Raw genomic sequence first — 21,017 nt, forward strand, 5'->3', positions numbered from 1 at the left:
TCCAGGGGCGGGCGTCACAGCCCGCCTTTCGCATTTTCAAATCGGACCATCCTCATGAGCCAGATCGCCCTCGCCTTTCTCGACGTCCTCCTGACGGATCAGGAGATGGCGGAGCTGATGGGCACGGAGGCCGATCTCGCCGCCATGCTGCGGTTCGAAACAGAACTCGCGGCGGCGCAGGCTGAACTCGGCATGATCCCGGCTGATCACGCAGAGGCGATCCGCAGCGGTATTGCGACGTTTTCGCCCGATGTCGCCGCGCTGACCCGCGCGGTTCTGAAGGACGGCGTCGTGCCGCCCGATCTTATCCGGCAATTGCGCGCCCATATCGGCGGCGAGGCCGCCAAGAGCCTGCATGTCGGGGCCACCAGCCAGGATGTCATCGACACGGCGCTGGCGCTGAAGCTGAAGCCGGCGCTCGAACTGCTTGAAGGCCGGCTGGGCGCCGTCGCAGAAGCGTTGTCCGCTCTCGTCGCCAGCCAGGGCGACCATGCGCTGATGGGCCGGACGCGGATGCAGGCGGCGATCCCGATCACCGCGCGCGACCGCATCGAGGCCTGGCGGGCGCCGCTCGCCCGGGCGCGACAGGATCTTGCCGACGTCAGCGCCAGAAATCTGATCCTGACGCTGGCGGGCGCGGCGGGAACATCCGACAAATATGGCGACAAGGCCGAGGCGTTGCGGCGGGCGCTGGCGGCGCGGCTGGGACTTTCAGCACCCGACTATACGCCGCATGCCCAGCGCGACCGCATCGTCGCGCTCGGAGGCTGGCTGTCGCAGGTCACGGGCGCGCTCGGCAAGATGGGTCAGGACGCAGCCCTGATGGTGCAAAACGAAATGGCCGAGATCGTGATGTCGGGCGGCGGCGCCTCTTCCGCCATGGCGCACAAGCAGAATCCGGTGCTGGCCGAAACTCTGGTCGCGCTCGCCCGCTTCAACGCCGTGCAGATCTCCGGCCTGCATCACTCGCTGGTGCATGAGCAGGAGCGCTCCGGCGCCGCCTGGACGCTCGAATGGATGGTCCTGCCGCCGATGCTGAATGCGACGGCGACGGCGCTTACCCATGCAGGCGCTCTGGTCGCCTCGATCCGATCGGTGGGCAAACCCAATCCCTGAGCAGGATTGTCGCTGGAATTCTCAGGCGAATCCGCTAGCCTCGGCGAAACAGTTGCGGAATGGTGCATGCGCGTCCTGATCATCGAGAATTTTCATGCCTCCCCCTTGGGCAATGTCGGCATCGCGCTCGAAGAGGCGCAGGCGGAGATTACGCTCCGCCGCCCCTGGCAGGGCGATGCGCTGCCGGATCACGATGGTTTCGACGCGATCGTGGTGCTGGGCGGCGAACAGAGCGCCCTCGACGACGAGAAATACCCCTATCTGCCTGAACTCGTCGCGCTGATGCGGACATTCGGCGCGGCCGACAAGCCGGCGCTGGGCATCTGCCTCGGCAGCCAGTTGCTGGCCCGCGCCCATGGCGGGACCAATCGTCTCAACGCCGCCCGGGAATTCGGCTGGCGCGAGGTTCGGCGGACCGAGGCGGCGGCGGATGATCCCGTGCTGTCGGCCGCGGCGGAGGCCTTTCCAATCTTTCAATGGCATTCCGACACCTTCACCCTGCCTGAAAACGCGGTGCGGCTCGCGACCAACGAGACGGCGGAAAACCAGTGTTTCCGTGTGGGACGGGCGAGCTACGGCATGCAGTTTCATTTCGAAGCCAATCGCGATGTGGTCGAGACCTGGGTGAAAGGCTTTCCCGACACTGTCGACCGCATGGACCCCGACTGGCTGCCGACCTATCCTCAGCGCGCCGAGACCGAGGGCAAGACTGCGGATGCGGCGGGGCTGGCGATCGCCCGCGCCTGGGTGCGGCTGATCGGGGCCTGATCACGCGCCATGCATTGTTGCGGCTTTCTGCTGGCTGCGAATTGCTCTAAAGGCAGGGCATGCCTCAGAAAGTGTTCATCCGGCGTCTCGCGCTGACCGCCTATCGCAACTACCGCTCCGCCGCGCTGACGTTCGACGAGCGGCATGTTGTGCTGACGGGCGAAAACGGTTCCGGCAAGACCAATCTTCTCGAAGCGGTGTCGCTGCTGTCGCCCGGTCGAGGGCTGCGGCGGGCCGTTTACGCCGACGTGGCGCTGAAGGGCGAAGAGACGGGCTTTTCGGTGTTTGCCGAGGTCGAGGGCATGGAGGGCGATGTCGAGATCGGCACCGGCGTGCAGCCTGATGCGGCGGCGCGGCGGGTGCGCATCAACGGCACCGACGCCAAATCCAGTGACGAATTGCTCGATCATTTGCGCGTGCTCTGGCTGACGCCGGCCATGGACGGGCTGTTCACCGGGCCGGCCAGCGAGCGCCGGCGCTTTCTCGACCGGCTGGTGCTGTCGCTCGATCCCGCCCATGGTCGCCGCGCCGCCGATTTCGAGCGCAGCATGAAGATGCGCAACAAACTGCTCGAAGAGGGCCGTTACGACGCCGACTGGATGAGTTCCATCGAGCGGCAGATGGCCGGCCTCGGCGTCGCCATCGCGCTCGCCCGCACGGAAGTCGTGGCGCTGATCGCGCGGCTCGCAGAGCGGACCGAGGAGGCGAGCCGATTTCCGCAATCGCTACTGACGCTCGCAGGGTTTCTCGACGGCGGGCTGGACCGGCCGGCGATCGACCTCGAAGACCATTACGCCGATCTTCTCGAACAGGGCCGCCGGCGCGACCAGGCGGCGGGACGGACGCTGGATGGACCGCACCGCACCGACCTTCTCGTGCTCCACAAGGAGAAATCGATCGAGGCCGCGCTCTGCTCGACCGGGGAGCAGAAGGCGCTGCTGGCGGGGCTGGTTCTCTCGCATGCCGAACTGACGGCGACGATGACGGGCGCCGCGCCCATCCTGCTGCTCGACGAGGTCGGCGCGCATTTCGACAGGCATCGCCGCGCCGCTCTCTTCGATCTCATGGATAGAATCGGCGCCCAGGCCTTCATGACGGGGACAGATGCGCATCTCTTCGAAGCGCTGGGCGACAGGGCGCAGTATTTCCATGTGAACCAGGCGAGGCTCGAGCCGCAGGTCCGTCCCATAGCGTGACAGCGCGCTCAGTATGTCTTTACATTAACAAGAATTAACATTTCTTTGCCTGGCCGATCCATTGAAATGCCACAAAGTCGGGGCCATCTCTTGGTCATAGCAGCCACGCCCCTAAGGCTGCAAAAGCCCGGCTAAAGGCAAGTCCCCCGCCAGGCCGGGCACGCGGACAAAGACGCCCCTAACTTCTTGTCCGCATCACAGAGACCGTCATGGCGCCGCCCTCCGGCCATGACGGTCTTTCTGTTTGGGGGGGCATCACGGGGGTGATGTTCATTGTGTGCTTTGCGCCACAAGCGGACGTCGCGCTCCGATTATGCGTCGCTAGAAGGTATCTGGGTTGCAAAGTCGCCCATCTAGGCGCTGTCGGATCCTAGTATCCAAATGCATAGAAATCAAACATGCAGGCAAGCTTGCGAAAATAGGATTTGTACGATCCTTCCGTAAGCTTGTCAGCGTTCTGAATAAGGAATTTGGAGACTGCGTCCAAGTCGATTTCGCTTTTTGCCTGAAACGGGATCATCAAAGCTGCCTTTTCCGGCGTTGTCTTTTCTATAATCTCCTGTGTGGTGAGCCCCTTAAAGTCGCGTTCGTACTGTGTGCGATATCCATCAACCGTGAACCTCCCTTGAGTGGCGCGAAGGGCAACCGTTCTGGCGTCACTGTACGGGCATTCGGCGAGCATCTTCCTGTCAGTTATCCCCGCCTCCCGTAGATATCGAAATGCTGGGATGTATCTGTTGGAGACGCGACGGAACATCGGATAGGTCGATTTCAAAATCTCATCCGCATTGTAGGCGGACTTTGGCTGGAGCACATCCAGCATTACGTCGTCAACGGTGACGCCAGTGTAACCCCTAGCTGTGAGAACCTCCTTTTGCTTTTCCGCGACTTTCTCGGCCCTTTCTTTAAACTCAGTCGCAACGCCGACGCCCACAACAAACTCTATGTCGTCCTTCTCCCCAATGTCGTCGATATCTCGGACCGCAAGCTTGGTTTCCGGATTCGCTGACTTAACGAGCTCGTACATTTGCTCCTTGCAGTAACGAAGAACCCGAGCGGGAATCTTTCTTTTGGTCGCTTCGACGGCCGAATAGACTTTTGTGAAATCGCTCGTCCGTACAAGCGTAACCCTTATCTTGCTCTTCCCAATCGTGATGGTCGCCCCTTCCAACGCATCACTCTGCCCATCGCCAGCCCTCTCGACGAATATAAGGTTCTCTTCGAATTGCTTCAGCTTTTCGCCGCCCACACACTCGGCGATCGATCCGATGATCGCCTGGATGTGGGGATCATTGATGGAATAGCCGAGAAAAATTACAGGATGCTCGACGAAGATAGTTATGAGCTTCGCTGCGAGATAGGGGTTCTTATCACGGAAATTAGCATAATCATCATCGGTAAGCACCAATGAAGCAGGCCGAGAAGAACACCCATGTATTTTGTAGATTTCTGCGATAGATTGAGGGTTTGAAAAAATCAGCTCTTCCTGACCGATAAAAACCTTATAGTCGGGAAATAGATCTTCCAACAATAAGTCCCAATTTGTCGTGATAATACCATCGACATTCATCCGTGACAGCGCATCGATCTCATTAGCGTATTTGGATTCTTTATATTCCAGTGAGAGATTTTTTAGATAGCGCGCGATCTCGTACTTTAACGAAGACGACTTCTCGGTGGCATCTTTACCATATATCTTCTTGCTATCGGCATAGTCGGGATCGTCCCACCACAAAGTGTTGAAGTCTTGCGCAATCAGTGAGGCTGCCACAGGCAAGTCGCCATTTGCCGTAGAAAGATAATATCCGTAATCGCGGATTTTGGCGCAGAATCGCGCAAGTAGGTCAGACCAAGTCTCCAGCCCGATATAGCGTCTCGAAAATCCCGACCCAACAAAAAGGAAAGGTGCCGAGCCGCAGCTGTGAAGAATTTTGATCAAGCCTTCTGTTATGTCGGCCACCACGCAACCTCAGTTTGTTGTCAGAGGCCAATGTCTATCACGATGTTTCGATTCCGATCTACAGGCAGAAGTGTCGGGGAAGCTAATTTGCAAGGGGCTTGGTCTATTAGAGCTTTATCTGCTCGGAAGAGCCACATTACCGGCTGCGTCGGTGCTTTGTAGCGGGATGATCAGAGTCGTTTTATCTTCGGAAAACCTCGCAGATCATAGCTTTGCATTCGCGCTCACGAAAACAGACGGGGGTTCGATGACTGCAATGGCGAAACTCAGCCGTCCAACACAGCGTATTTGGCGCTTCCAACCCTTACTTTATCTCCAGCGCCTGCGGGCCCCATATACCGTGACCACCCCCACCCCGCGGTGGGACGAAGGGATCAGGCGCGGCCCGGGATCGTCGGGATGTTGGCGGGGCGGCTGGCGTTTGTGGTGAGGTCTTTTCGGCCGACGCGGAATTCCGTGCCGATGGTCAGGCGCGGATTGCCTGCGCCACGGTGTCGGGGGCTTGCTCGATCACTTTCAGCAGCAGTATTGCGGCGCGATCCGGTTGGCGGCGCTTCTGCTCCCAATCCTTGATCGTGCCGGCGGGCAGGCCATAGCGCTTCGCAAACTCCGCCTGCGAGAGTTTCTGGCGCTTGCGAATGGCCGCAACGTCGATCGTTTCTGGAACAAAGACAGCGGCGGGTTCTGCGCGGCCCTCTGCGATCGCAAGCGCTTCATGTGCGCTCTGGATAAGCTCTTTTCCGAAGGTCATTCCGTATTCTTTCTCTGTCTGTAGGCATCGGCCAGCTTGGGAAGGATGCGGGCCAGCTCGTTCCGTTCCGCTTTCGAGAGGTTGCCCTTCTCGTTCTTTCCGTAGATCGCCAGGGCGAACACAGGAATATCTCCGCCCCCGAAGTAATGAACCGTCCGGAAGCCTCCGCTTTTTCCTTGCCCTTCACGGGCATGACGCAACTTGCGCGCCCCGCCCGTTCCAGCCATCAGCACCCCAGCCTCAGGGTCGGCCGCGATCACGGCGACAATCTCTTGAAGATCATCGTCGGACAGGCCGCACCGCTTGGCCTGCGTAAGAAACGTAGTCGTTTGGATTACGCTTTGCATGAGGAAGTATACGGCAATGCCGTCTATTTGGCAAGAAACTATACGGCATTGCCGCCTGGCGCTGAGCCGCGAAAGCCCGTCTCACAAGGCTGACTTTCGCGACCGGCTTTCACGGCAGATTTCTCCCTGCAAAATCAGCGCGGGGATTTTTTGACCATTGCGTTGACCGTCCATAACGGCAAGGGGCCAAAATGATCCCTACGACTCAACCCAATCCGCCCCCACCCCTCACCGTATTTCCCCCGCCTGCGGGCCCCAGACATCCGTGACCGCAAATCCTTCCGCCGTGGGGTCGAAGGGGTCGAGCGCCACCTGGGTCATGCCGAAGGTCCAGGCGCGGCCGGAGATGGTGGGTATGATGGCGGGGCGGCCGGCGATGGTGGTGACGTCTTTCAGGCCGACGCGGAATTCGGTGCCGATGGTGGAGCGCGAGATGAAGGTGTCGCCGATCTTGGCCTTGCCGCGCGCGTGCAGCGTGGCGAGATTGGCGGAGCTGCCGGTGCCGCAGGGCGAGCGGTCGACGCGGCCGGGCCACATGGTGGTGCAGGTGCGCACCGCGCCATCGGGCTCCTCGCCGCGGAACATCACATAGGCGACGCCGCGGATTTCGGGGATCTCCGGATGCACGACCGGGATCGTGCGGTTGATGAGATCCTTCAGCGCCATGCCGGCGGCGACGAGTTCGCGGGCATTGGCCTTGTCGATGGTCATGCCCACCGCGCTCGCGTCGGCGATGGCGTAGAAGACGCCGCCATAGCAGAGATCGACCTTCACCTTGCCCCAGGTCCCGGTGTCGACCTCGACATCGAGATCGAGCACGAAAGAGGGCGTCATGGTCAGTTCCACCCGCTCGCAGCGGCCGTCGCGGCAGGTGGCGGTGGCCTTGACGAGGCCGGCGGCAGTGTCGAGCATGACCACCGTTTCCGGCTCCTTCATCTCGATGATGCCAGTCTCCAAGAGAGCCGTGGTGACGCAGATGGAATTGGAGCCGGACATGGCGTGCGCCTGATCGGCCTGCAGGATGATGAAGCCGGCGTCGGCGCCCTCGCGCTTGGGCGGCAAGAGCAGGTTGACCGAGCCGAGCGGCCCCTGCCGGGGTTCGAGACACAGGAAACGGCGCAGGCTGTCATCCACCGTGTTGATGTAATTGAGCTGCTCGGCGATGGTCTTGCCGGGGATGTTCGGCACGCTGCCGGTGGCCAGCCGGCCGATTTCGCCTTCGCAATGAACATCCACCAGTTGGATCGTGCGTTTCCAGCGCATGGGCTTTCCTCTTGTTCGGGCCGCGTGTCAGTAGCGGTTGATGCGGTAAGGCGTCAGATCGATCGGCGGCGTCTGGCCGGTCATCAGATCGGCCATGGCGAGCGCGGTCGTAGCGCAATAGGTCAGGCCGAAATGGCCATGGCCGGTGGAATAATAAAGGCCGCGCGTGGTCGATGACGCCGAGAGCACCGGGATCGTATCCGGCAATGCCGGGCGATGCCCCATCCATTCGGTCGCCTCCTCCACCTTGAGACCCGGCAGCGCATAGCGCGCATGCTCGACCAGGAAACGGGCGCGACGCCAGTTGGGCGCGCGCTCCAGCCCCGCCATTTCCACCGAGCCGCCGACGCGGACGCCGCCCGCCGTGGGGGTGATCATGAAGGCGCGCTCCGGCCAGATCAGCGACCATTTGAGATCGACGCCTGGGGCCATGATCTGGGTGTGATAGCCGCGTTCGGTCTCCAGCGGTATGGGCTCGCCCGCCGCCTTGGCGAGATCGCGGCTGTGCACGCCCATGGCGATCAGCACCCGGTCGGCCTCGATGCGCTTGCCGTCGATGAGGATGACGGCGGTGACGCCGCGCTCGTCCCGCTCCAGTCTCGCGACCTCGCCCTTGAGGAAGGCGCCGCCATGGGCGCGCATGGCCTCGACCAGACGCAGCACGACACCATGCGGGCTCGAGACGAAATGATTGTCCGGCAGCAGCACCGCCTTGGGCAGAGCGGGGTTGAGGAGCGGCTCGACCTCGCGCAGGCGCGGACCGGAAAGCACTTCGTATTTGAGGCCGAAATGATCCATCAGCGCGAGATTGGCGCGGCCGGCCGCGAATTCGGCTTCCGTGCCGAACAGTTGCAGGCAGGCGGTGTCGCTGAGCATATCCATGGCGCCGATGCGGCCGAGCAGCGTCTTGAGATCGGCGAGCGAGCGGAGCGCCAGATTGGCGCCGGCCTCCTCGATCTCCTTGATGCGGTCGGGGCGACCGGCCGCGAGGAAACGCAGGAACCAGGGCAGCATTTTGAGCGCATAGACAGGATTGACCGCCACGGGCGCAACGGGATCGGCGAGCCAGCCGGGAATCTTCTTCCAGACCGCCGGCCGCGACACCGCCTCAAAGCCATTGACGGCGATGCTGGCCATATTGCCGAAGGAGGCGCCGAGGCCCGGCTCCTGGCGATCGATAAGTAGCACGGGCTCGCCGCGCAGCGCCAGCTCCGCCGCGGTCGACGCGCCGACAATGCCGGCGCCCAGAATGATGATCGGCTTCTTGGCCATGCTTCCCTCTCAGGTCTTCAGCGCGAGCGGCGCGAGATGAGCGATTTTGGTTTCGAGTGTTCGGGCGACGCGCTCGGCGGCCAGCGCCTCCGCGCGGTCCACGAGGCGAAAACGCAGCCGGTCGCCGGCGCGGGCCTGGGCGAGCTTCCAGTGATCGGCGCCGATGACATGGGCGATCTTCGGATAGCCGCCACAGGTATTGGCCTCGGCGAGTTGGATCACCGCCTGTCCCGAGGGCGGAACCTGCACCGTGCCCGGCATGATGCCGTGGGAATGCAGTTCGAGCTTGTCCGTCAGGGCCAGCGGCTCGCCCTCCAGCCGCATGCCCTGGCGATTGTTCTGCCGGCTGACGACGAAGTCGGAGCCGAGAAGCGCGCGGCGGGCCTCGTCGGTGAATGCGGCATATTCGGCGCCGGCCATGATGCGCAACAGCGCGGGATCGTCGCGGCCGAGCAGCGCCGGGTCGAGGCCGTGGCCGGCGGGTTGTTTCGCGCGGATGCGGCTGGGGTCGAGCGCGAGGCGATCGCCGCGCTTCAGCGCCCGTCCCTCCAGCCCGCCGAAGCTGCTTTTCAAATCCGTGGCGCGGGAGCCGAGAACGAGCGGCAGATCGACGCCGCCGGAGAAAGCCAGCATGACGCGGGCGCCCGAAACAGGAGCGTCGATGCGCAGTTCGTCGCCGGCCTTAGCTTCACGCGCCCACCAGGCGGGGAAGCTGCGATCGCCGAGCCGAGCATTGGCAAAAGCGCCCGTCATCGCCACGAGACAGGGCGCGTGAAAGCGTAGGCGGAACGGGAAGACGGCGATTTCCAGCCCCGCCGCTCCATCCTCGTTGCCGACGAGCAGATTGGCCGCCGTCAGCGCCTGCCGGTCCATCGCCCCGCCGCGGCCGACGCCCTGATCGAGATAGAGCGGACGGCCGAGATCCTGGACGCTGTTCATCAGCCCGGAGGTGAGAATTTCGATCATGACGCGCGCTCCGGCACGAAGCGCAGGCGATCACCGGGGGCGAATAGAGCCGGCCTGTCGCGGGTCGCGTCGAAGAGACCGAGATCAGTGTGGCCGAGAATATGCCAGCCGGATGGCGCGGTGACCGGCATGATGCCCGCCTGCGCGCCACCGACGATGACGGAACCCACGGGCACGCCGTCACGCGGATTGGACAGACGCGGCGCGGCCAGTTGCGGATCGAGCCCGGAGAGATAGACGAAGCCCGGCATGGCCCCGACGGCGGCGACCGAATAGAGCGGCGCCGCATGGCGCGCGATGACCTCGTCGATGCTGAGGCCCTTGGCGCGGGCGAAATCTTCGAGGTCGGGTCCATCCTCGCCGCCATAGCGGACCGGCACATCGCGAATCACACCCTTCCTGACTGCGCCGGCGGCGTTCCAGCCCGCGAGGATATCCGCCTGCAATTGGTCGGCGTCTGTCACAAAAGGATCGAAGACCAGCAGCAGGTTGTTCATACCCGGCACCGTCTCGATCATGCCGGGGAAAGCGCGCAGGCTTTCGGCCAAGGCCCAGATCTTTTCCTGCACGGCGTCGGAAAACGCCCCCATCGCGCCGTCGATCAACAGCGCGTCGGGTCCTTCGAAAGACAGGCGGGGGGAACTTGCCTTGGGCATTGGTTTTCCTGTTTCTCCCCATCTGATATATCAGATGGGGAGGCTTGCCTACTGGGGCGGAGAAGATTCTTTGTCGCAGGGACGATGACGATGCTGCGGCGGCATGCTTTAAGAGGCGGCGGAGACGCAAGGCGGGAGACGGCAATGAAGGTGGACCTCAATTCCGACATGGGCGAAGGCTTCGGCGCCTGGAAGATGGGCGACGACGCGGCGATGCTCGACATCGTCAGCTCCGCCAATGTCGCCTGCGGCCTGCATGCCGGCGATCCGGAAGTCATGGCCAACACGTTTGGTCTGGCGAAGGACAAGGGTGTGGCGGTGGGGGCGCATCCAGGCTATCCCGATCTCTGGGGTTTCGGACGCCGCAACATCCCCTTCACCATGGGCGAGACGGAGCGGCTGATCGCCTATCAGATCGGCGCGGCCCAGGCGATGGCGGCTTATTCCGGCCATGCGATCCGCTATGTGAAGCTGCATGGCGCGCTCGGCAATCTCGGCCAGCAGAACCGCGATGTCGCGCTCGCCGCCTGCAGGGCGATCAAGGCCGTCGATCCCACACTCATCTGCCTGACGATCGCGCTCGGGGAGATGGAGAAGGCTGCGGACGAAATGGGTCTTGTTTTTCGCTCGGAGATCTTCGCCGACCGCGCCTATACCGATGAGGGCTTTCTGGTCGATCGCCGCCTGCCCGGCGCGGTGCTGCATGAGCCCGACGAGATCGCGCGACGAATTCTTTCGATGCTGGAGGCGGGCGCGATCGAGACGGTGACCGGCAAACGGTTGAAGACGGCGATCCATTCGATCTGCGTGCATTCCGACACGCCCTCGGCGGTGGAGATCGCCCGAGCGCTTCGCCAGTCGCTGGAAGGCGCTGGCGTCACCATCCAGTCTTTCGTGGAGTAGGCCCAGATGGATTTCGACCTGATCGACCGGCTGATGCGGATGCTCGAAGCCTCCGATCTCAACGAGCTCGACGTGACCGAAGGCGGCATGCGCATAAGGCTGGTGAAACAGGCGTCGGAGGCCGAGCTTGTTTCGTCGCCGACGCCTGCGGCCGTTCCTCAAGCGCTCGCGTCGACAGCGGATGCGTCGAGCGGGACGCGACGGATCAAGGCCGGCATGGCCGGGACCTTCTATCGCTCGCCCGCGCCCGGCGCGAAGCCTTTCGTGGAGGTCGGCGACCTCGTGCGCGATGGCGACCAGATCGCCATCATCGAGGCGATGAAGCTGCTCAATCCCGTTGAAGCGGAGTGCGACGGGGTCGTCACGCAGATCCTGCCCGCCGATGGCGACGGCGTCGAGCCGGGGACGCTGCTGTTCACGATCGAGTCGGAGACATGACCGACCGCAAGGCGGAGCGGCTGATGATGCGGATGATGGCCGCGCGCGGCATCGGCGCCATGACCTATCAGGACGGACAGACCGATTTGACAATCACCTTGCCCGAGGATCTGATCGGCGCTGTCAGCGCGCCGCAGGCGGGGCGCTTCACGCTCTGGACGCCCGGCGGCGCGGAGCCCACCTTCCCGCGTAGGGTCGCGGCGGGCGAAATCCTCGCCTGTCTGCGCGTGGGGCCGCTGCTTCTGCCCGTTTCGGCTCCTGCCGAAGGAACCTGCCTTCCCCCGCTCGCGGAGGAAGGCGATCTCGTCGGTTTTGGCGAGCTGCTGTTTTGACAATCAGCCGGCGGGCTGTTCAGCAGCGTCCGCCGCGCCGGATTGATCCGCTTCTTCGCGTGTCGGACGGCGGCGCACTGCGGCGCGGGTGATGCGCACCTTCTTGATGCGACGCGGATCGGCGTCGAGCACGTGGAATTCGAAGCCCGGCACCGCCTGCACCACCTCGCCACGGGCCGGAATGCGGCCGAGTTCGGCGAAGATCAGACCGCCCAGCGTATCGACTTCGTTGACCTGGCCCGACACGTCGAAATCCGAGCCGATTGCCTGGGCGATCTCTTCGAGTTCGATGCGCGCGTCGGCGATGAACACGTCGTCCGACTGGCGGATGAACAGGATTTCCTCGTCATCATGCTCGTCTTCGATGTCGCCGACCAGCATTTCGACGATGTCTTCCAGCGAAACCAGACCATCGGTGCCGCCATATTCGTCGATGACCAGCGCCATCTGTATGCGCTCGGCCTGCATCTTCGCCATCAGTTCGGAGGCCAGCATGGAGGGCGGCACAAAGAGGACCGGACGCAGGATTCCGGCGTCTTCGATCGACACGTCGGTATTGATGCGGCCGAGATCGAAGGGTTTGGCGGATTTAGACGTCCGCGGCGCGGGCGCGCCTTCGACGGCCGGCTGGGCGGCGGCTTTCGGCGCGGCGCGGCGGCGCTTGGCCTCCTTGATCATATAGCCCATGAGGTCGCGGATATGGACCATGCCGCGGGGGTCGTCGAGCGTTTCGGCATAGACCGGCATGCGCGAGCGGCCGGTCTCGTGAAACATCAGCATGAGATCGCCGACGGAGCGGCTGTGATCGACCGCTTCTATTTCGGCGCGGGGCACCATGACGTCCTCCACCCTCACTTCGCGGAAGCGCAGGGTGTTCTTGAGCATGGCCCGTTCGATGGGGGAAAATCCAATGCTGGCGCTCTCTTCCGTAGCCAGCACATCCGCGAGATCCTCGCGAAGACTATGCGCATTCTGCGGGCGCAGAATTCTCGCGACCTTTGCCCAGAACGATTGTCTGGGCGCGGTGGTACTCTCGCCTTTTTGCGCGTTGGAACTGTCCTCGGCGGATTTGACCGCCGAAGCGCCGGAGTCGGTCTCGCTGGACCGTGTAGAATATTCGTTCATTGCCTCAACTGTCAGTTCCGGTCGTCATCCCCATAGGGATTTTCAAGGCCAAGCTCCGCAAGTATGCGGATCTCCAGACCTTCCATGACCGCCGCTTCCTCTTCCGTCATATGGTCGTAACCAAACAGGTGCAGGAAGCCATGCACCAGAAGATGGGTCAGATGATCCTCGAATGCAACGCCGAGGTCAAGGGCTTCGCGCCGCAAAGTTTCCTCGGCGAGGATGATGTCCCCCAGCATCGGTCCGGGCTTGCCGCCCGGCGCAAGCGGAAAAGCCGGGAAAGACAGGACATTGGTCGGCTTGTCCTGTTCGCGCCATTCGGCATTGATCTCGCGGATCGCCGCATCGTTGGTGAAAACGAGCGAGACTTCGACAGGCTGCTTCGAAAAAGGCTGGCGCTCCTTTTCAGCCAAATGCGTCGCCGCATGCTCGAGCACGCGGCGGGCAAAGGCGGCCAGAACTTCTTCGGTCTGCCAATCGCCCTCTTCGAGCGACAGCTGGATATCGAGACGGTCGGACATCAGTTGTCGCGACCGCTGTCGACGGCGCCTTCGGCGTCATAGGCGCGGACGATGCGGGCGACCAGCGGATGACGCACGACGTCGACATCCTTGAAGCGCACCACGGAAACGCCTTCGACCGAATGGAGGATCTGCAGCGCTTCGACGAGACCGGATTTCATGCCGCGCGGCAGGTCGATCTGGCTCGGATCGCCTGTCACGATCATCCGGGCATTGTCGCCGAGACGGGTCAGGAACATCTTCATCTGCATCGACGTGGTGTTCTGCGCCTCGTCGAGAATGACGGCGGCGTTGGCCAGCGTGCGGCCGCGCATGAAGGCGAGCGGCGCGATTTCGATGACGCCGGCGGTGATCGCCCGCTCCACCTTATCGCCGGGCATCATGTCATAGAGCGCGTCGTAAAGCGGCCGGAGATAGGGATCGACCTTTTCCTTCATGTCGCCGGGCAGGAAGCCCAGACGCTCGCCGGCTTCGACGGCCGGGCGCGACAGGATGATGCGATCGACCGCGCCGCGCTCCAGCAGCTGGGCGGCGTGGGCCACCGCCAGGTAGGTCTTGCCGGTGCCGGCGGGGCCGACGCCGAACACGAGTTCGGAGCGCTCGAGCGCCCGCATATAGGCGTCCTGAGTGGGTGTGCGCGCGACGATGGTCTTCTTGCGGGTCGAGATCTGGCTCATGGTCAGCTTCGCCTTCTTCTCGAGCGCGGGAAACACCAGCTGGTCGTCGGCGGCCTGGGCCATGCGCAGCGCGCCTTCGACGTCATTGGCCTCGATCTGGCCGCCGGTCTGCAGCCGGCCATAGAGATAATCCAGCGCGCGGCGGGCGATATTGGTCGCCTGCACGTCGCCGGTGATCGACACAGTATTGCCGCGCGCGCGCGCGTCGATCTGGAGCCGATCCTCGATGAGTTTGAGGTTCTGGTCGAACTGGCCGAAAAGCTCGCTTGCGAGGCGGTTGTTCTCGAAGGTCAGGACGAAGTGATTGGCGTCTGCCGGGGGTCGCTTGGGCTGGCGCTCGTGGGAAGACATCGCTTCGGGTCTCGTCAAACCGCCTTGCTCCTTTTCATCGCCGGCGCCGGTCTGTCATGCGGGATCCGCGTGGAGACTGTTGGTCCCGGCCTTGGTGATTCGCACGCTGATAATGTCACCGATTTTCGCCGGGTTTGCATCAACAATCACCGGCAGCAGCCAGGGCGACCGGCCGACCATCTGGCCCGGAAAACGGCCCGGCTTCTCCATCAGCACATCCATCGTCTGGCCGACGAGGGACTGCTGGAAGGCGGTCTGCTGCGCCAGCAGTAGCTTCTGCAAACGCTCGAGACGCTCGGCCTTCACCTCTTCCGGCACGTGATCGGGCAGATCGGCGCCCGGCGTGCCGGGGCGGGCGGAGTATTTGAACGAGAAAGCGGAGGCGTAGCCGACGCGCTCGACGAGCCGGATCGTGTCCTCGAAATCCTCGTCTGTTTCCCCAGGAAAACCTGTGATGAAATCGCCCGACAGCGCGAGATCGGGACGGACGGCGCGAATCTGGTCGACGAGACGGATATAATCTTCCGCCTTGTGGCGCCGGTTCATCGCCTTCAGGATCTTGTCGGAGCCCGCCTGTACCGGAAGATGCAGATAGGGCATCAACTTGGGAAGGTCGCGATGCGCCTCGATCAGGCGCATATCCATGTCGCGCGGATGCGAGGTGGTGTAGCGCAGCCGGGCGATGCCGTCGATCTCGGCGAGATGATAGAGCAGATCGCCCAGGCCCCAGGCCTTGCCGTCGGGACCCTCTCCATGCCACGCGTTGACATTCTGGCCGAGCAGCGTGATTTCGCGCACGCCGGCGTCGACCAGGCGCCTGGCTTCGACGAGCAATTGCGAAAGCGGGCGCGACACTTCCGAACCGCGGGTATAGGGAACCACGCAGAAGGTGCAGAACTTGTCGCAGCCTTCCTGTACGGTGAGGAAGGCGGAGACGCCGCGGGCGAGCGTCTTTTCCTTGTTGATGTCGGGCAGATGCTCGAACTTGTCCTCGACGGCGTATTCCGTCTCGATCACCCGCTGGCCGTTGTCGACCCTGTCGAGAACATCGGGAAGACGGTGATAGGTGGTGGGACCGATGACGAGATCGACCACCGGGGCGCGGCGGATGATTTCGGCGCCCTCGGCCTGGGCGACGCAGCCTGCGACGCCGACCTTGAGATCCGGCGCGCCGGCTTTGGCGCGCTGGCGCTTCATCTTCTGCAGGCGACCGAGTTCGGAATAGACCTTCTCGGACGCTTTTTCACGGATGTGGCACGTGTTGAGAAGCACGAGATCGGCGTCCTCGACCGTATCGGTCGGCTCATAGCCCTTCTCCGACAGCGCATCGGTCATGCGCTGGGAGTCGTAGACATTCATCTGACAGCCATAGGTCTTCACGAACACCTTGCGGGTGTTGGCGAGCGGCTTCTTTTCAGGGCTTTCAACGATCTGGTCCATGCCGGCTCTTTAGTGCCTTTCGACCGAAAATGGAAGCGCCGGCGTCAAAGGTCGCGCACGGCGCGATCGCGCAGGCACTCTTCCATCAGCCGGCGGATCTCGCTCTCGGCCTGGATCGCCAGCGCCTTGCGGTTGGTGGCCGTCGTCACCTCGATGGGCGGGCCGAAATTGACCTCGGCGTCGATGGCGCCGGTCTTCAGGACGCCGATCAGATGCGGCAGCAAGTCGATATCGCCGGGCCAGGCGGCGACGGGACGGTGATAGTGCCCCATCGGCATGCCATGGATGCGCGTATAGGCGATGGCGGCCGGCTGGACGTCGACCATGCCGGTGGGCGATGTCTGCGCCGCAGACGTCGCGGCGGCGAACAGCGTGGATTTGGTGACGAGAAGGCGGTTGCCGTCCGATGTCGTGCCTTCGGGAAACAGCACCACCACCTCGCCGGCGTTGAGACGATCGGCCATGTCGTTGGCCTGATCCTGCGACCTTCGCTTCTGTTCACGCTCCACGAAGATGGAGCGCTGCAATCGGGCGAGCAGGCCGAAGATCGGCCAATCCTTGACTTCGGCCTTGGCGACATAGGTGACGTCCGCCACCGAGCCCATCACGAGGATGTCGAGCCAGGAGGAATGGTTGGACACCACCAGGAGCGGCCTGCGGCCGCCGAGCTTTCCCTTGACCTCGACGCGGATGCCGACCGCCCAAAGAGCGGCGCGGTGCCAGAGGCGCGGCAGGCGATTGCGCCAATGATGGCCCGTGGCCAGAAAAGCAAGTTGAAACGGCAGGAGAAGCAAGGTGACGATGAAGACGCCCAACAGGCTAGCAGCGATCCGAAGCCAGGCGACCATGAAATTTACGCCTCAGCCTTGATCGTCGCGATTGAGAGGAATTCCATAAAGCTCAAGGCGGTGATCGACGAGCTTGAAGCCATGCTCGCGGGCGATCCGCTCCTGCAGCGCCTCGATCTCGGGAGAGTGGAATTCGATGACGCGGCCGGTCTTGAGATCGATCAGGTGGTCGTGATGCTCTTCCGGAACCGTCTCATAGCGCGAGCGCCCCTCGCGGAAGTCATGTCGCTCGATGATGCCGGCGTCCTCGAACAATTTCACCGTGCGATAGACGGTGGCGATCGAGATGCGCGAATCGACCGCCGACGAGCGGCGATGCAATTCCTCGACATCGGGATGATCGGAAGACTGTTGCAGGATGCGCGCGATGATTCGCCGTTGATCGGTCATCCTGAGGCCGCGTTCGGCGCAGAGTTCCTCGAGCGTGCGCGTGATATCCGCCATGACCGCGATCCTTCAGCTAGTTCGGCTGAGGAACTAGCGAAGATCAAGCCGCATGACAAGCGCGGTGGACTTGCCGCCCTTGCCGTCGGCGTAATAACCCTTGCGTTCGGCGATCTGCTGGAAACCCAATTTACGGTAGAGAGCCAGGGCTGCGACATTGCCCTCGTCGACCTCGAGGAAGATGGTTTCCCCGCCCCTGGCGCGGGTTTCGCGCATGGCGGCCAGCATCAACCGCCAGCCGAGCCCCTGGCGTCCGAATTTGTCCGACACGGCAATGGTGAGGATTTCCGCTTCGCCCGCCGCCTCACGGGCCAACACGAAGCCGCCCAATCCCTGGCTGGGGCCGCTGGTGACGCGGGCCGAAAAGCCGAAAACGGTGTCCTGGGTCATCAGCGAATGAAATTCGCCATCGCCCCAGCGGCGATAGAAGCGCTCGCCATGCAGGCGAGAAAACTCATCGCAATCAGCGCTTTCAGCAGGAAAAATATCGAATTCGATTTTCCGGGCGAAGAGATTTTCAAGAAAAGCGCCTGGTTTCATGGCTCCCATCCATGCATGCGGGTATCAGGAGAGTGAGCTTAAGCTCAACTTCTTTAGAAAACCATACCGCTCGACTTGCTCAAGCATGCTGCACCGCAAAACCAATTTGCGGCTTTGCATCAGCGCCCCGGATATAAAGGGGTGACGCTTGTTCATCTTGTTCGGCGCGCGATGCGATGCGGCCGATCGCGACGAGCGGAAAGGCGTCGGGACCCGTTGCATCCCCACCGGTCAGCAGACCCGCGCCGGAACCAATGGTGATCGCGTCAAAACGCGACGCGGCTGCCGCCGCGCCCGCATAATCATAGGAAGCGGGCTCTGTGAGCGCTTCTCCCAGCGGAGAGAAAATCTGCGCATAGACTTCGTCGCGCTTGGCGTCGAGCACCGCCATCACCGGCGCGGGCGGGCCGATTTCCAACGCGCTGTCCGCGACGATCCTCAGCGTCGAGACGCCGACCACGGGCTTGCCCAATGCGACGCCGAATCCCCGCGCCATGGCGACGCCGACGCGGATGCCGGTGAAGGAGCCGGGGCCGATGGTCACGGCGATGCGATCGAGACTCGCGAGCGGCACGCCCGATTCGGCGACGACCTCATCGACCATCACCGGCAGAAGTTCGGCATGGCCTTTGCCGATCGTTTCCGACCGCGCGGCCATGAGACTGCCGTCCTCGGCGTCATAAATGGCGGCGGCGCAGACGGGCCCGGAGGTGTCGATCAGAAGCAGGCGCATGCGGACGATCAGACGGCCTCGACTTCGCGCACTTCAGGAATGAAGTGGCGAAGCAGATTCTGCACGCCGTGCTTCAGGGTGGCGGTGGACGACGGGCAACCGGCGCAGGAGCCCTTCATGTTGAGGAAAACGGTGCCGTCGCGGAAGCCCTTGAAGGTGATGTCGCCGCCGTCCTGGGCGACGGCCGGACGCACGCGGCTCTCGAGCAGTTCCTTGATCGTGTCGACGATGGTGATGTCGGCCGGGTCGAAGAATTCGCCTTCGCTGTCTTCCGCCTCGGCGGAGCGGGCGCCGCCCATGATCGGCGCGCCGGACATGAAATGCTCCATGATGGCGCCGAGAATGGCCGGCTTGAGATGCGCCCAATCGGCGTCTTCCTTGCTCACGGTCACAAAATCATAGCCGAAGAACACGCCGGTGACGCCGCGCACCGAAAACAGCCGCTCGGCCAGCGGCGACTGGGCCGCATCCTCGGGTCCGCGGAAATCGGCGGTGCCGGTTTCGAGCACGACGCGGCCGGGAAGGAATTTCAGCGTTTGCGGATTGGGCGTGGCTTCGGTCTGGATGAACATGTCGGGCTCCTTTGGTCCTCGCCGGTCAAGACGGCGGCACTTTAGAATGGTTTTAAACAAATAGGCTGTTTGGCGGCCGATCGCAAGCGATATGCGCTTGAAACCAGCGTCAAACAAGGTTTGCCGTCTCAAGTTTTCGCGATCTTTCGCCGCGTCAGCTCAGCGCGTCGATATCTTCGTCGGTCAGGCTGTCGGGAATGATGGTGACGGGAATGGGGAAAGCCGCGCCGCGACCGGCCACCTGCTGCACCAAGGGTCCCGGGCCTTCCTTGCCGCTGCCGGCGGCGAGGACGAGAATGGCGATGTCGCGGTCGTCTTCGATCAGTTGTAGAATCTGGTCCGACGCCTTGCCTTCACGAATGACCAGTTCAGGCTCCGCGCCGATCTCGTTGCGCACCCGCTGGGCGATGGTGGCCATGACGGTTTCGGCCTCTTCACGGGCTTCAGCGCGCATGATGTCGCCGACGCCGATCCACTGGTTGAAGTCGGCGTCGGAGACGACATAGAGGAGCACCAGGCCGCCGCCGGAATTCTTGGCGCGCATGCCGGCGTAACGCACGGCCCGGCCGCATTCCGGAGTATTGTCGATCACCGCCATGAATTTGCGGCGGTGACCCTCAAGCCTCGATTGTCGCTTGGACACCATGATATTCCGCCCCCCCCTCAACAGGGCCCAGACTTAGCGCAGAAATCCGACGATGTCGCGCACTTCGTTCATGGTGACTTCGGCGCGCGCCCGCGCCCGTTCGCCGCCGTCCCGGAGGATGGCGTCGATATGGCTGGTGTCGTCCATCAGCCGGCGCATTTCGCCGGTGATGGGCGACAGGGTGTTGACGGCGAGATCGACCAGCGCCGGTTTGAACACCGAAAACTGCTGGCCGCCGAATTCTCCGAGAACGTCGGCCTTGGTCTTGTCGGCCAGCGCCGCATAGATGCCGACGAGATTGTCGGCTTCAGGGCGGCCCTTGAGCCCTTCGATTTCGCTCGGCAAACCATCCGGATCGGTCTTGGCCTTGCGGATTTTCTTGGAGATGGCGTCGGCGTCGTCCATGAGGTTGATGCGCGAGAGATCGGAGGGATCCGACTTCGACATTTTCTTCGAGCCGTCCCGTAGCGACATGACGCGCGGCGCGGGGCCGTCGATCAGAGGCTCGACCATCGGGAAATAGGCGTGCACGGGCTCGTCGCCCACGGTGATGTCGATCCCGACACCGGCCTTGCGGATATGCTCGGCGTAATCGAGATTGAACTTCATGGCGATGTCGCGGGCGAGCTCCAGATGCTGCTTCTGGTCGTCGCCGACAGGCACATGCGTGCCGCGATAGACGAGAATATCGGCGGCCATCAGGCTCGGATAGGCGTAGAGGCCGAGCGAGGCCTGCTCGCGATCCTTGCCGGCCTTGTCCTTGAACTGCGTCATGCGGTTCATCCAGCCGATGCGGGCGACACAGTTGAAGATCCACGCCAATTCGGCATGCTGCGGCACGGCCGACTGATTGAAAACGATGTTCTTCACCGGGTCGATGCCCGAGGCGATGAAGGCGGCGGCGATGGAGCGGATCTGGCCGCGCAGGTCGTCATGAACGAGCTGGGCCGTCAACGCATGCATGTCGACGACGCAATAGACGCAGTCGTTGCCATCCTGCAGCGCGACGAATTTCCGGATGGCGCCGAGATAGTTGCCGAGATGCAGATTGCCGGTGGGCTGCACGCCGGAGAAGACGAGTTTCTTGAATTCGCTCATGATCGACCTCATAGGGAACGCTGTTCTCAACGCTCCGGGCTTGTGGAGGGCCCC

24 protein-coding genes are annotated in these 21,017 nt (G+C 62.9%); 6 read left to right on the forward strand and 18 right to left on the reverse strand.

The genetic code is table 11. The features are described 5' to 3' along the window. The first annotated feature begins 54 nt into the window (after positions 1-54). From OCK01_RS22120 to recF, 3 genes are all read left to right on the forward strand, one after another. Positions 55-1,116 (forward strand): 3-carboxy-cis,cis-muconate cycloisomerase, encoded by a 1,062-nt coding sequence (locus tag OCK01_RS22120; RefSeq protein ID WP_263825854.1) that lies wholly within the window; start codon positions 55-57, stop codon positions 1,114-1,116. A 66-nt stretch (positions 1,117-1,182) separates the two neighbouring features. Then, a complete protein-coding gene (locus OCK01_RS22125) occupies positions 1,183-1,884 on the forward strand; it encodes a type 1 glutamine amidotransferase (RefSeq protein ID WP_263825855.1) in 702 nt (233 codons plus the stop codon). Between the two features lie 59 nt (positions 1,885-1,943). Beyond that, a complete protein-coding gene (recF, locus tag OCK01_RS22130) occupies positions 1,944-3,080 on the forward strand; it encodes a DNA replication/repair protein RecF (RefSeq protein ID WP_263825856.1) in 1,137 nt (378 codons plus the stop codon). 370 nt (positions 3,081-3,450) lie between these two features. On the opposite strand, the gene OCK01_RS22135 is transcribed toward recF, so the two are convergent. The 7 genes from OCK01_RS22135 to pxpB form a co-directional block, all read right to left on the reverse strand. Beyond that, positions 3,451-5,040 carry an SIR2 family protein gene (locus tag OCK01_RS22135; protein WP_263825857.1) on the reverse strand — a complete coding sequence of 530 codons (1,590 nt, stop codon included), beginning with the start codon at positions 5,038-5,040 and terminating at the stop codon, positions 3,451-3,453. 466 nt (positions 5,041-5,506) lie between these two features. Further along, positions 5,507-5,791, reverse strand: coding sequence for a NadS family protein (nadS, locus tag OCK01_RS22140; protein WP_263825858.1), 285 nt, complete (start codon positions 5,789-5,791; stop codon positions 5,507-5,509). After that, on the reverse strand, positions 5,788-6,138 hold the full coding sequence (locus OCK01_RS22145) for a type II toxin-antitoxin system RelE/ParE family toxin (RefSeq protein WP_263825859.1): 351 nt from the start codon (positions 6,136-6,138) through the stop codon (positions 5,788-5,790). The genes nadS and OCK01_RS22145 overlap by 4 nt, the downstream gene beginning before the upstream one ends. Positions 6,139-6,366: 228 nt before the next feature. Beyond that, positions 6,367-7,401: a proline racemase family protein gene (locus OCK01_RS22150; protein ID WP_263825860.1), complete on the reverse strand. Its 1,035-nt coding sequence runs from the start codon at positions 7,399-7,401 to the stop codon at positions 6,367-6,369. Between the two features lie 27 nt (positions 7,402-7,428). Beyond that, on the reverse strand, positions 7,429-8,673 hold the full coding sequence (locus OCK01_RS22155; protein ID WP_263825861.1) for an NAD(P)/FAD-dependent oxidoreductase: 1,245 nt from the start codon (positions 8,671-8,673) through the stop codon (positions 7,429-7,431). 9 nt (positions 8,674-8,682) lie between these two features. Beyond that, a complete protein-coding gene (locus tag OCK01_RS22160; protein ID WP_263825862.1) occupies positions 8,683-9,639 on the reverse strand; it encodes a biotin-dependent carboxyltransferase family protein in 957 nt (318 codons plus the stop codon). Beyond that, positions 9,636-10,295 carry a 5-oxoprolinase subunit PxpB gene (pxpB, locus tag OCK01_RS22165; RefSeq protein ID WP_263825863.1) on the reverse strand — a complete coding sequence of 220 codons (660 nt, stop codon included), beginning with the start codon at positions 10,293-10,295 and terminating at the stop codon, positions 9,636-9,638. The genes OCK01_RS22160 and pxpB overlap by 4 nt, the downstream gene beginning before the upstream one ends. Positions 10,296-10,439: 144 nt before the next feature. Between pxpB and OCK01_RS22170 the strand changes: the two genes are divergently transcribed. Genes OCK01_RS22170 through OCK01_RS22180 form a run of 3 tightly spaced genes read left to right on the forward strand, consistent with a single transcriptional unit; the run spans position 10,440 to position 11,968 of the window. Beyond that, the gene (locus OCK01_RS22170; protein ID WP_263825864.1) at positions 10,440-11,198 is read left to right on the forward strand and encodes a LamB/YcsF family protein; all 759 of its coding nucleotides are present in this window, start codon (positions 10,440-10,442) and stop codon (positions 11,196-11,198) included. Positions 11,199-11,204: 6 nt separating this feature from the next. Further along, positions 11,205-11,636 (forward strand): acetyl-CoA carboxylase biotin carboxyl carrier protein, encoded by a 432-nt coding sequence (locus OCK01_RS22175; protein ID WP_263825865.1) that lies wholly within the window; start codon positions 11,205-11,207, stop codon positions 11,634-11,636. Next, the gene (locus OCK01_RS22180; protein ID WP_263825866.1) at positions 11,633-11,968 is read left to right on the forward strand and encodes a hypothetical protein; all 336 of its coding nucleotides are present in this window, start codon (positions 11,633-11,635) and stop codon (positions 11,966-11,968) included. The genes OCK01_RS22175 and OCK01_RS22180 overlap by 4 nt, the downstream gene beginning before the upstream one ends. Positions 11,969-11,971: 3 nt before the next feature. On the opposite strand, the gene OCK01_RS22185 is transcribed toward OCK01_RS22180, so the two are convergent. The 11 genes from OCK01_RS22185 to trpS all read right to left on the reverse strand — a co-directional run bounded on the left by OCK01_RS22185 (position 11,972) and on the right by trpS (position 20,963). After that, a complete protein-coding gene (locus OCK01_RS22185) occupies positions 11,972-13,093 on the reverse strand; it encodes a hemolysin family protein (RefSeq protein WP_263825867.1) in 1,122 nt (373 codons plus the stop codon). Positions 13,094-13,104: 11 nt separating this feature from the next. After that, complete coding sequence (ybeY, locus tag OCK01_RS22190; protein WP_263825868.1) at positions 13,105-13,614, reverse strand: rRNA maturation RNase YbeY; 510 nt, start codon at positions 13,612-13,614, stop codon at positions 13,105-13,107. Further along, a complete protein-coding gene (locus tag OCK01_RS22195; protein ID WP_263826003.1) occupies positions 13,614-14,642 on the reverse strand; it encodes a PhoH family protein in 1,029 nt (342 codons plus the stop codon). Before OCK01_RS22195 ends, ybeY begins: the two co-directional genes overlap by 1 nt. A 54-nt stretch (positions 14,643-14,696) precedes the next feature. Then, the gene (gene miaB / locus OCK01_RS22200; RefSeq protein WP_182827754.1) at positions 14,697-16,082 is read right to left on the reverse strand and encodes a tRNA (N6-isopentenyl adenosine(37)-C2)-methylthiotransferase MiaB; all 1,386 of its coding nucleotides are present in this window, start codon (positions 16,080-16,082) and stop codon (positions 14,697-14,699) included. Positions 16,083-16,126: 44 nt separating this feature from the next. Next, positions 16,127-16,930: a lysophospholipid acyltransferase family protein gene (locus OCK01_RS22205; RefSeq protein WP_263825869.1), complete on the reverse strand. Its 804-nt coding sequence runs from the start codon at positions 16,928-16,930 to the stop codon at positions 16,127-16,129. 12 nt (positions 16,931-16,942) lie between these two features. Further along, the gene (locus tag OCK01_RS22210) at positions 16,943-17,374 is read right to left on the reverse strand and encodes a Fur family transcriptional regulator (protein ID WP_182827756.1); all 432 of its coding nucleotides are present in this window, start codon (positions 17,372-17,374) and stop codon (positions 16,943-16,945) included. Between the two features lie 33 nt (positions 17,375-17,407). Further along, positions 17,408-17,914 carry a GNAT family N-acetyltransferase gene (locus tag OCK01_RS22215; protein WP_263825870.1) on the reverse strand — a complete coding sequence of 169 codons (507 nt, stop codon included), beginning with the start codon at positions 17,912-17,914 and terminating at the stop codon, positions 17,408-17,410. A gap of 79 nt (positions 17,915-17,993) precedes the next feature. Further along, positions 17,994-18,647 carry a tRNA (adenosine(37)-N6)-threonylcarbamoyltransferase complex dimerization subunit type 1 TsaB gene (gene tsaB / locus OCK01_RS22220; protein ID WP_263825871.1) on the reverse strand — a complete coding sequence of 218 codons (654 nt, stop codon included), beginning with the start codon at positions 18,645-18,647 and terminating at the stop codon, positions 17,994-17,996. Between the two features lie 8 nt (positions 18,648-18,655). Further along, entirely contained in the window at positions 18,656-19,219 is a 564-nt protein-coding gene (locus OCK01_RS22225; RefSeq protein ID WP_182827758.1) for a NifU family protein, read from the reverse strand. A 154-nt stretch (positions 19,220-19,373) separates the two neighbouring features. Next, positions 19,374-19,865, reverse strand: a complete 492-nt coding sequence (locus OCK01_RS22230; protein WP_182827759.1) for a universal stress protein — start codon at positions 19,863-19,865, stop codon at positions 19,374-19,376. Positions 19,866-19,898: 33 nt separating this feature from the next. Next, a complete protein-coding gene (gene trpS, locus OCK01_RS22235) occupies positions 19,899-20,963 on the reverse strand; it encodes a tryptophan--tRNA ligase (protein WP_263825872.1) in 1,065 nt (354 codons plus the stop codon). Positions 20,964-21,017 lie beyond the last annotated feature (54 nt).

The sequence above is a fragment of the Rhizobium sp. TRM95796 genome, assembly GCF_025779995.1.
Taxonomy (GTDB): Bacteria; Pseudomonadota; Alphaproteobacteria; order Rhizobiales; family Rhizobiaceae; genus Rhizobium_E.

Excerpts from the sequence above, each read along its gene's own strand:
- OCK01_RS22120 (WP_263825854.1), top strand. The coding sequence starts at position 55 with ATGAGCCAGATCGCCCTCGCCTTTCTCGACGTCCTCCTGACGGATCAG.
- OCK01_RS22125 (WP_263825855.1), top strand. The coding sequence starts at position 1,183 with ATGCGCGTCCTGATCATCGAGAATTTTCATGCCTCCCCCTTGGGCAAT.
- recF (WP_263825856.1), top strand. The coding sequence starts at position 1,944 with ATGCCTCAGAAAGTGTTCATCCGGCGTCTCGCGCTGACCGCCTATCGC.
- nadS (WP_263825858.1), bottom strand. The coding sequence starts at position 5,791 with ATGACCTTCGGAAAAGAGCTTATCCAGAGCGCACATGAAGCGCTTGCG.
- OCK01_RS22145 (WP_263825859.1), bottom strand. The coding sequence starts at position 6,138 with ATGCAAAGCGTAATCCAAACGACTACGTTTCTTACGCAGGCCAAGCGG.
- OCK01_RS22150 (WP_263825860.1), bottom strand. The coding sequence starts at position 7,401 with ATGCGCTGGAAACGCACGATCCAACTGGTGGATGTTCATTGCGAAGGC.
- OCK01_RS22155 (WP_263825861.1), bottom strand. The coding sequence starts at position 8,673 with ATGGCCAAGAAGCCGATCATCATTCTGGGCGCCGGCATTGTCGGCGCG.
- OCK01_RS22160 (WP_263825862.1), bottom strand. The coding sequence starts at position 9,639 with ATGATCGAAATTCTCACCTCCGGGCTGATGAACAGCGTCCAGGATCTC.
- pxpB (WP_263825863.1), bottom strand. The coding sequence starts at position 10,295 with ATGCCCAAGGCAAGTTCCCCCCGCCTGTCTTTCGAAGGACCCGACGCG.
- OCK01_RS22170 (WP_263825864.1), top strand. The coding sequence starts at position 10,440 with ATGAAGGTGGACCTCAATTCCGACATGGGCGAAGGCTTCGGCGCCTGG.
- OCK01_RS22175 (WP_263825865.1), top strand. The coding sequence starts at position 11,205 with ATGGATTTCGACCTGATCGACCGGCTGATGCGGATGCTCGAAGCCTCC.
- OCK01_RS22180 (WP_263825866.1), top strand. The coding sequence starts at position 11,633 with ATGACCGACCGCAAGGCGGAGCGGCTGATGATGCGGATGATGGCCGCG.
- OCK01_RS22185 (WP_263825867.1), bottom strand. The coding sequence starts at position 13,093 with ATGAACGAATATTCTACACGGTCCAGCGAGACCGACTCCGGCGCTTCG.
- ybeY (WP_263825868.1), bottom strand. The coding sequence starts at position 13,614 with ATGTCCGACCGTCTCGATATCCAGCTGTCGCTCGAAGAGGGCGATTGG.
- OCK01_RS22195 (WP_263826003.1), bottom strand. The coding sequence starts at position 14,642 with ATGTCTTCCCACGAGCGCCAGCCCAAGCGACCCCCGGCAGACGCCAAT.
- miaB (WP_182827754.1), bottom strand. The coding sequence starts at position 16,082 with ATGGACCAGATCGTTGAAAGCCCTGAAAAGAAGCCGCTCGCCAACACC.
- OCK01_RS22205 (WP_263825869.1), bottom strand. The coding sequence starts at position 16,930 with ATGGTCGCCTGGCTTCGGATCGCTGCTAGCCTGTTGGGCGTCTTCATC.
- OCK01_RS22210 (WP_182827756.1), bottom strand. The coding sequence starts at position 17,374 with ATGGCGGATATCACGCGCACGCTCGAGGAACTCTGCGCCGAACGCGGC.
- OCK01_RS22215 (WP_263825870.1), bottom strand. The coding sequence starts at position 17,914 with ATGAAACCAGGCGCTTTTCTTGAAAATCTCTTCGCCCGGAAAATCGAA.
- tsaB (WP_263825871.1), bottom strand. The coding sequence starts at position 18,647 with ATGCGCCTGCTTCTGATCGACACCTCCGGGCCCGTCTGCGCCGCCGCC.
- OCK01_RS22225 (WP_182827758.1), bottom strand. The coding sequence starts at position 19,219 with ATGTTCATCCAGACCGAAGCCACGCCCAATCCGCAAACGCTGAAATTC.
- OCK01_RS22230 (WP_182827759.1), bottom strand. The coding sequence starts at position 19,865 with ATGGTGTCCAAGCGACAATCGAGGCTTGAGGGTCACCGCCGCAAATTC.
- trpS (WP_263825872.1), bottom strand. The coding sequence starts at position 20,963 with ATGAGCGAATTCAAGAAACTCGTCTTCTCCGGCGTGCAGCCCACCGGC.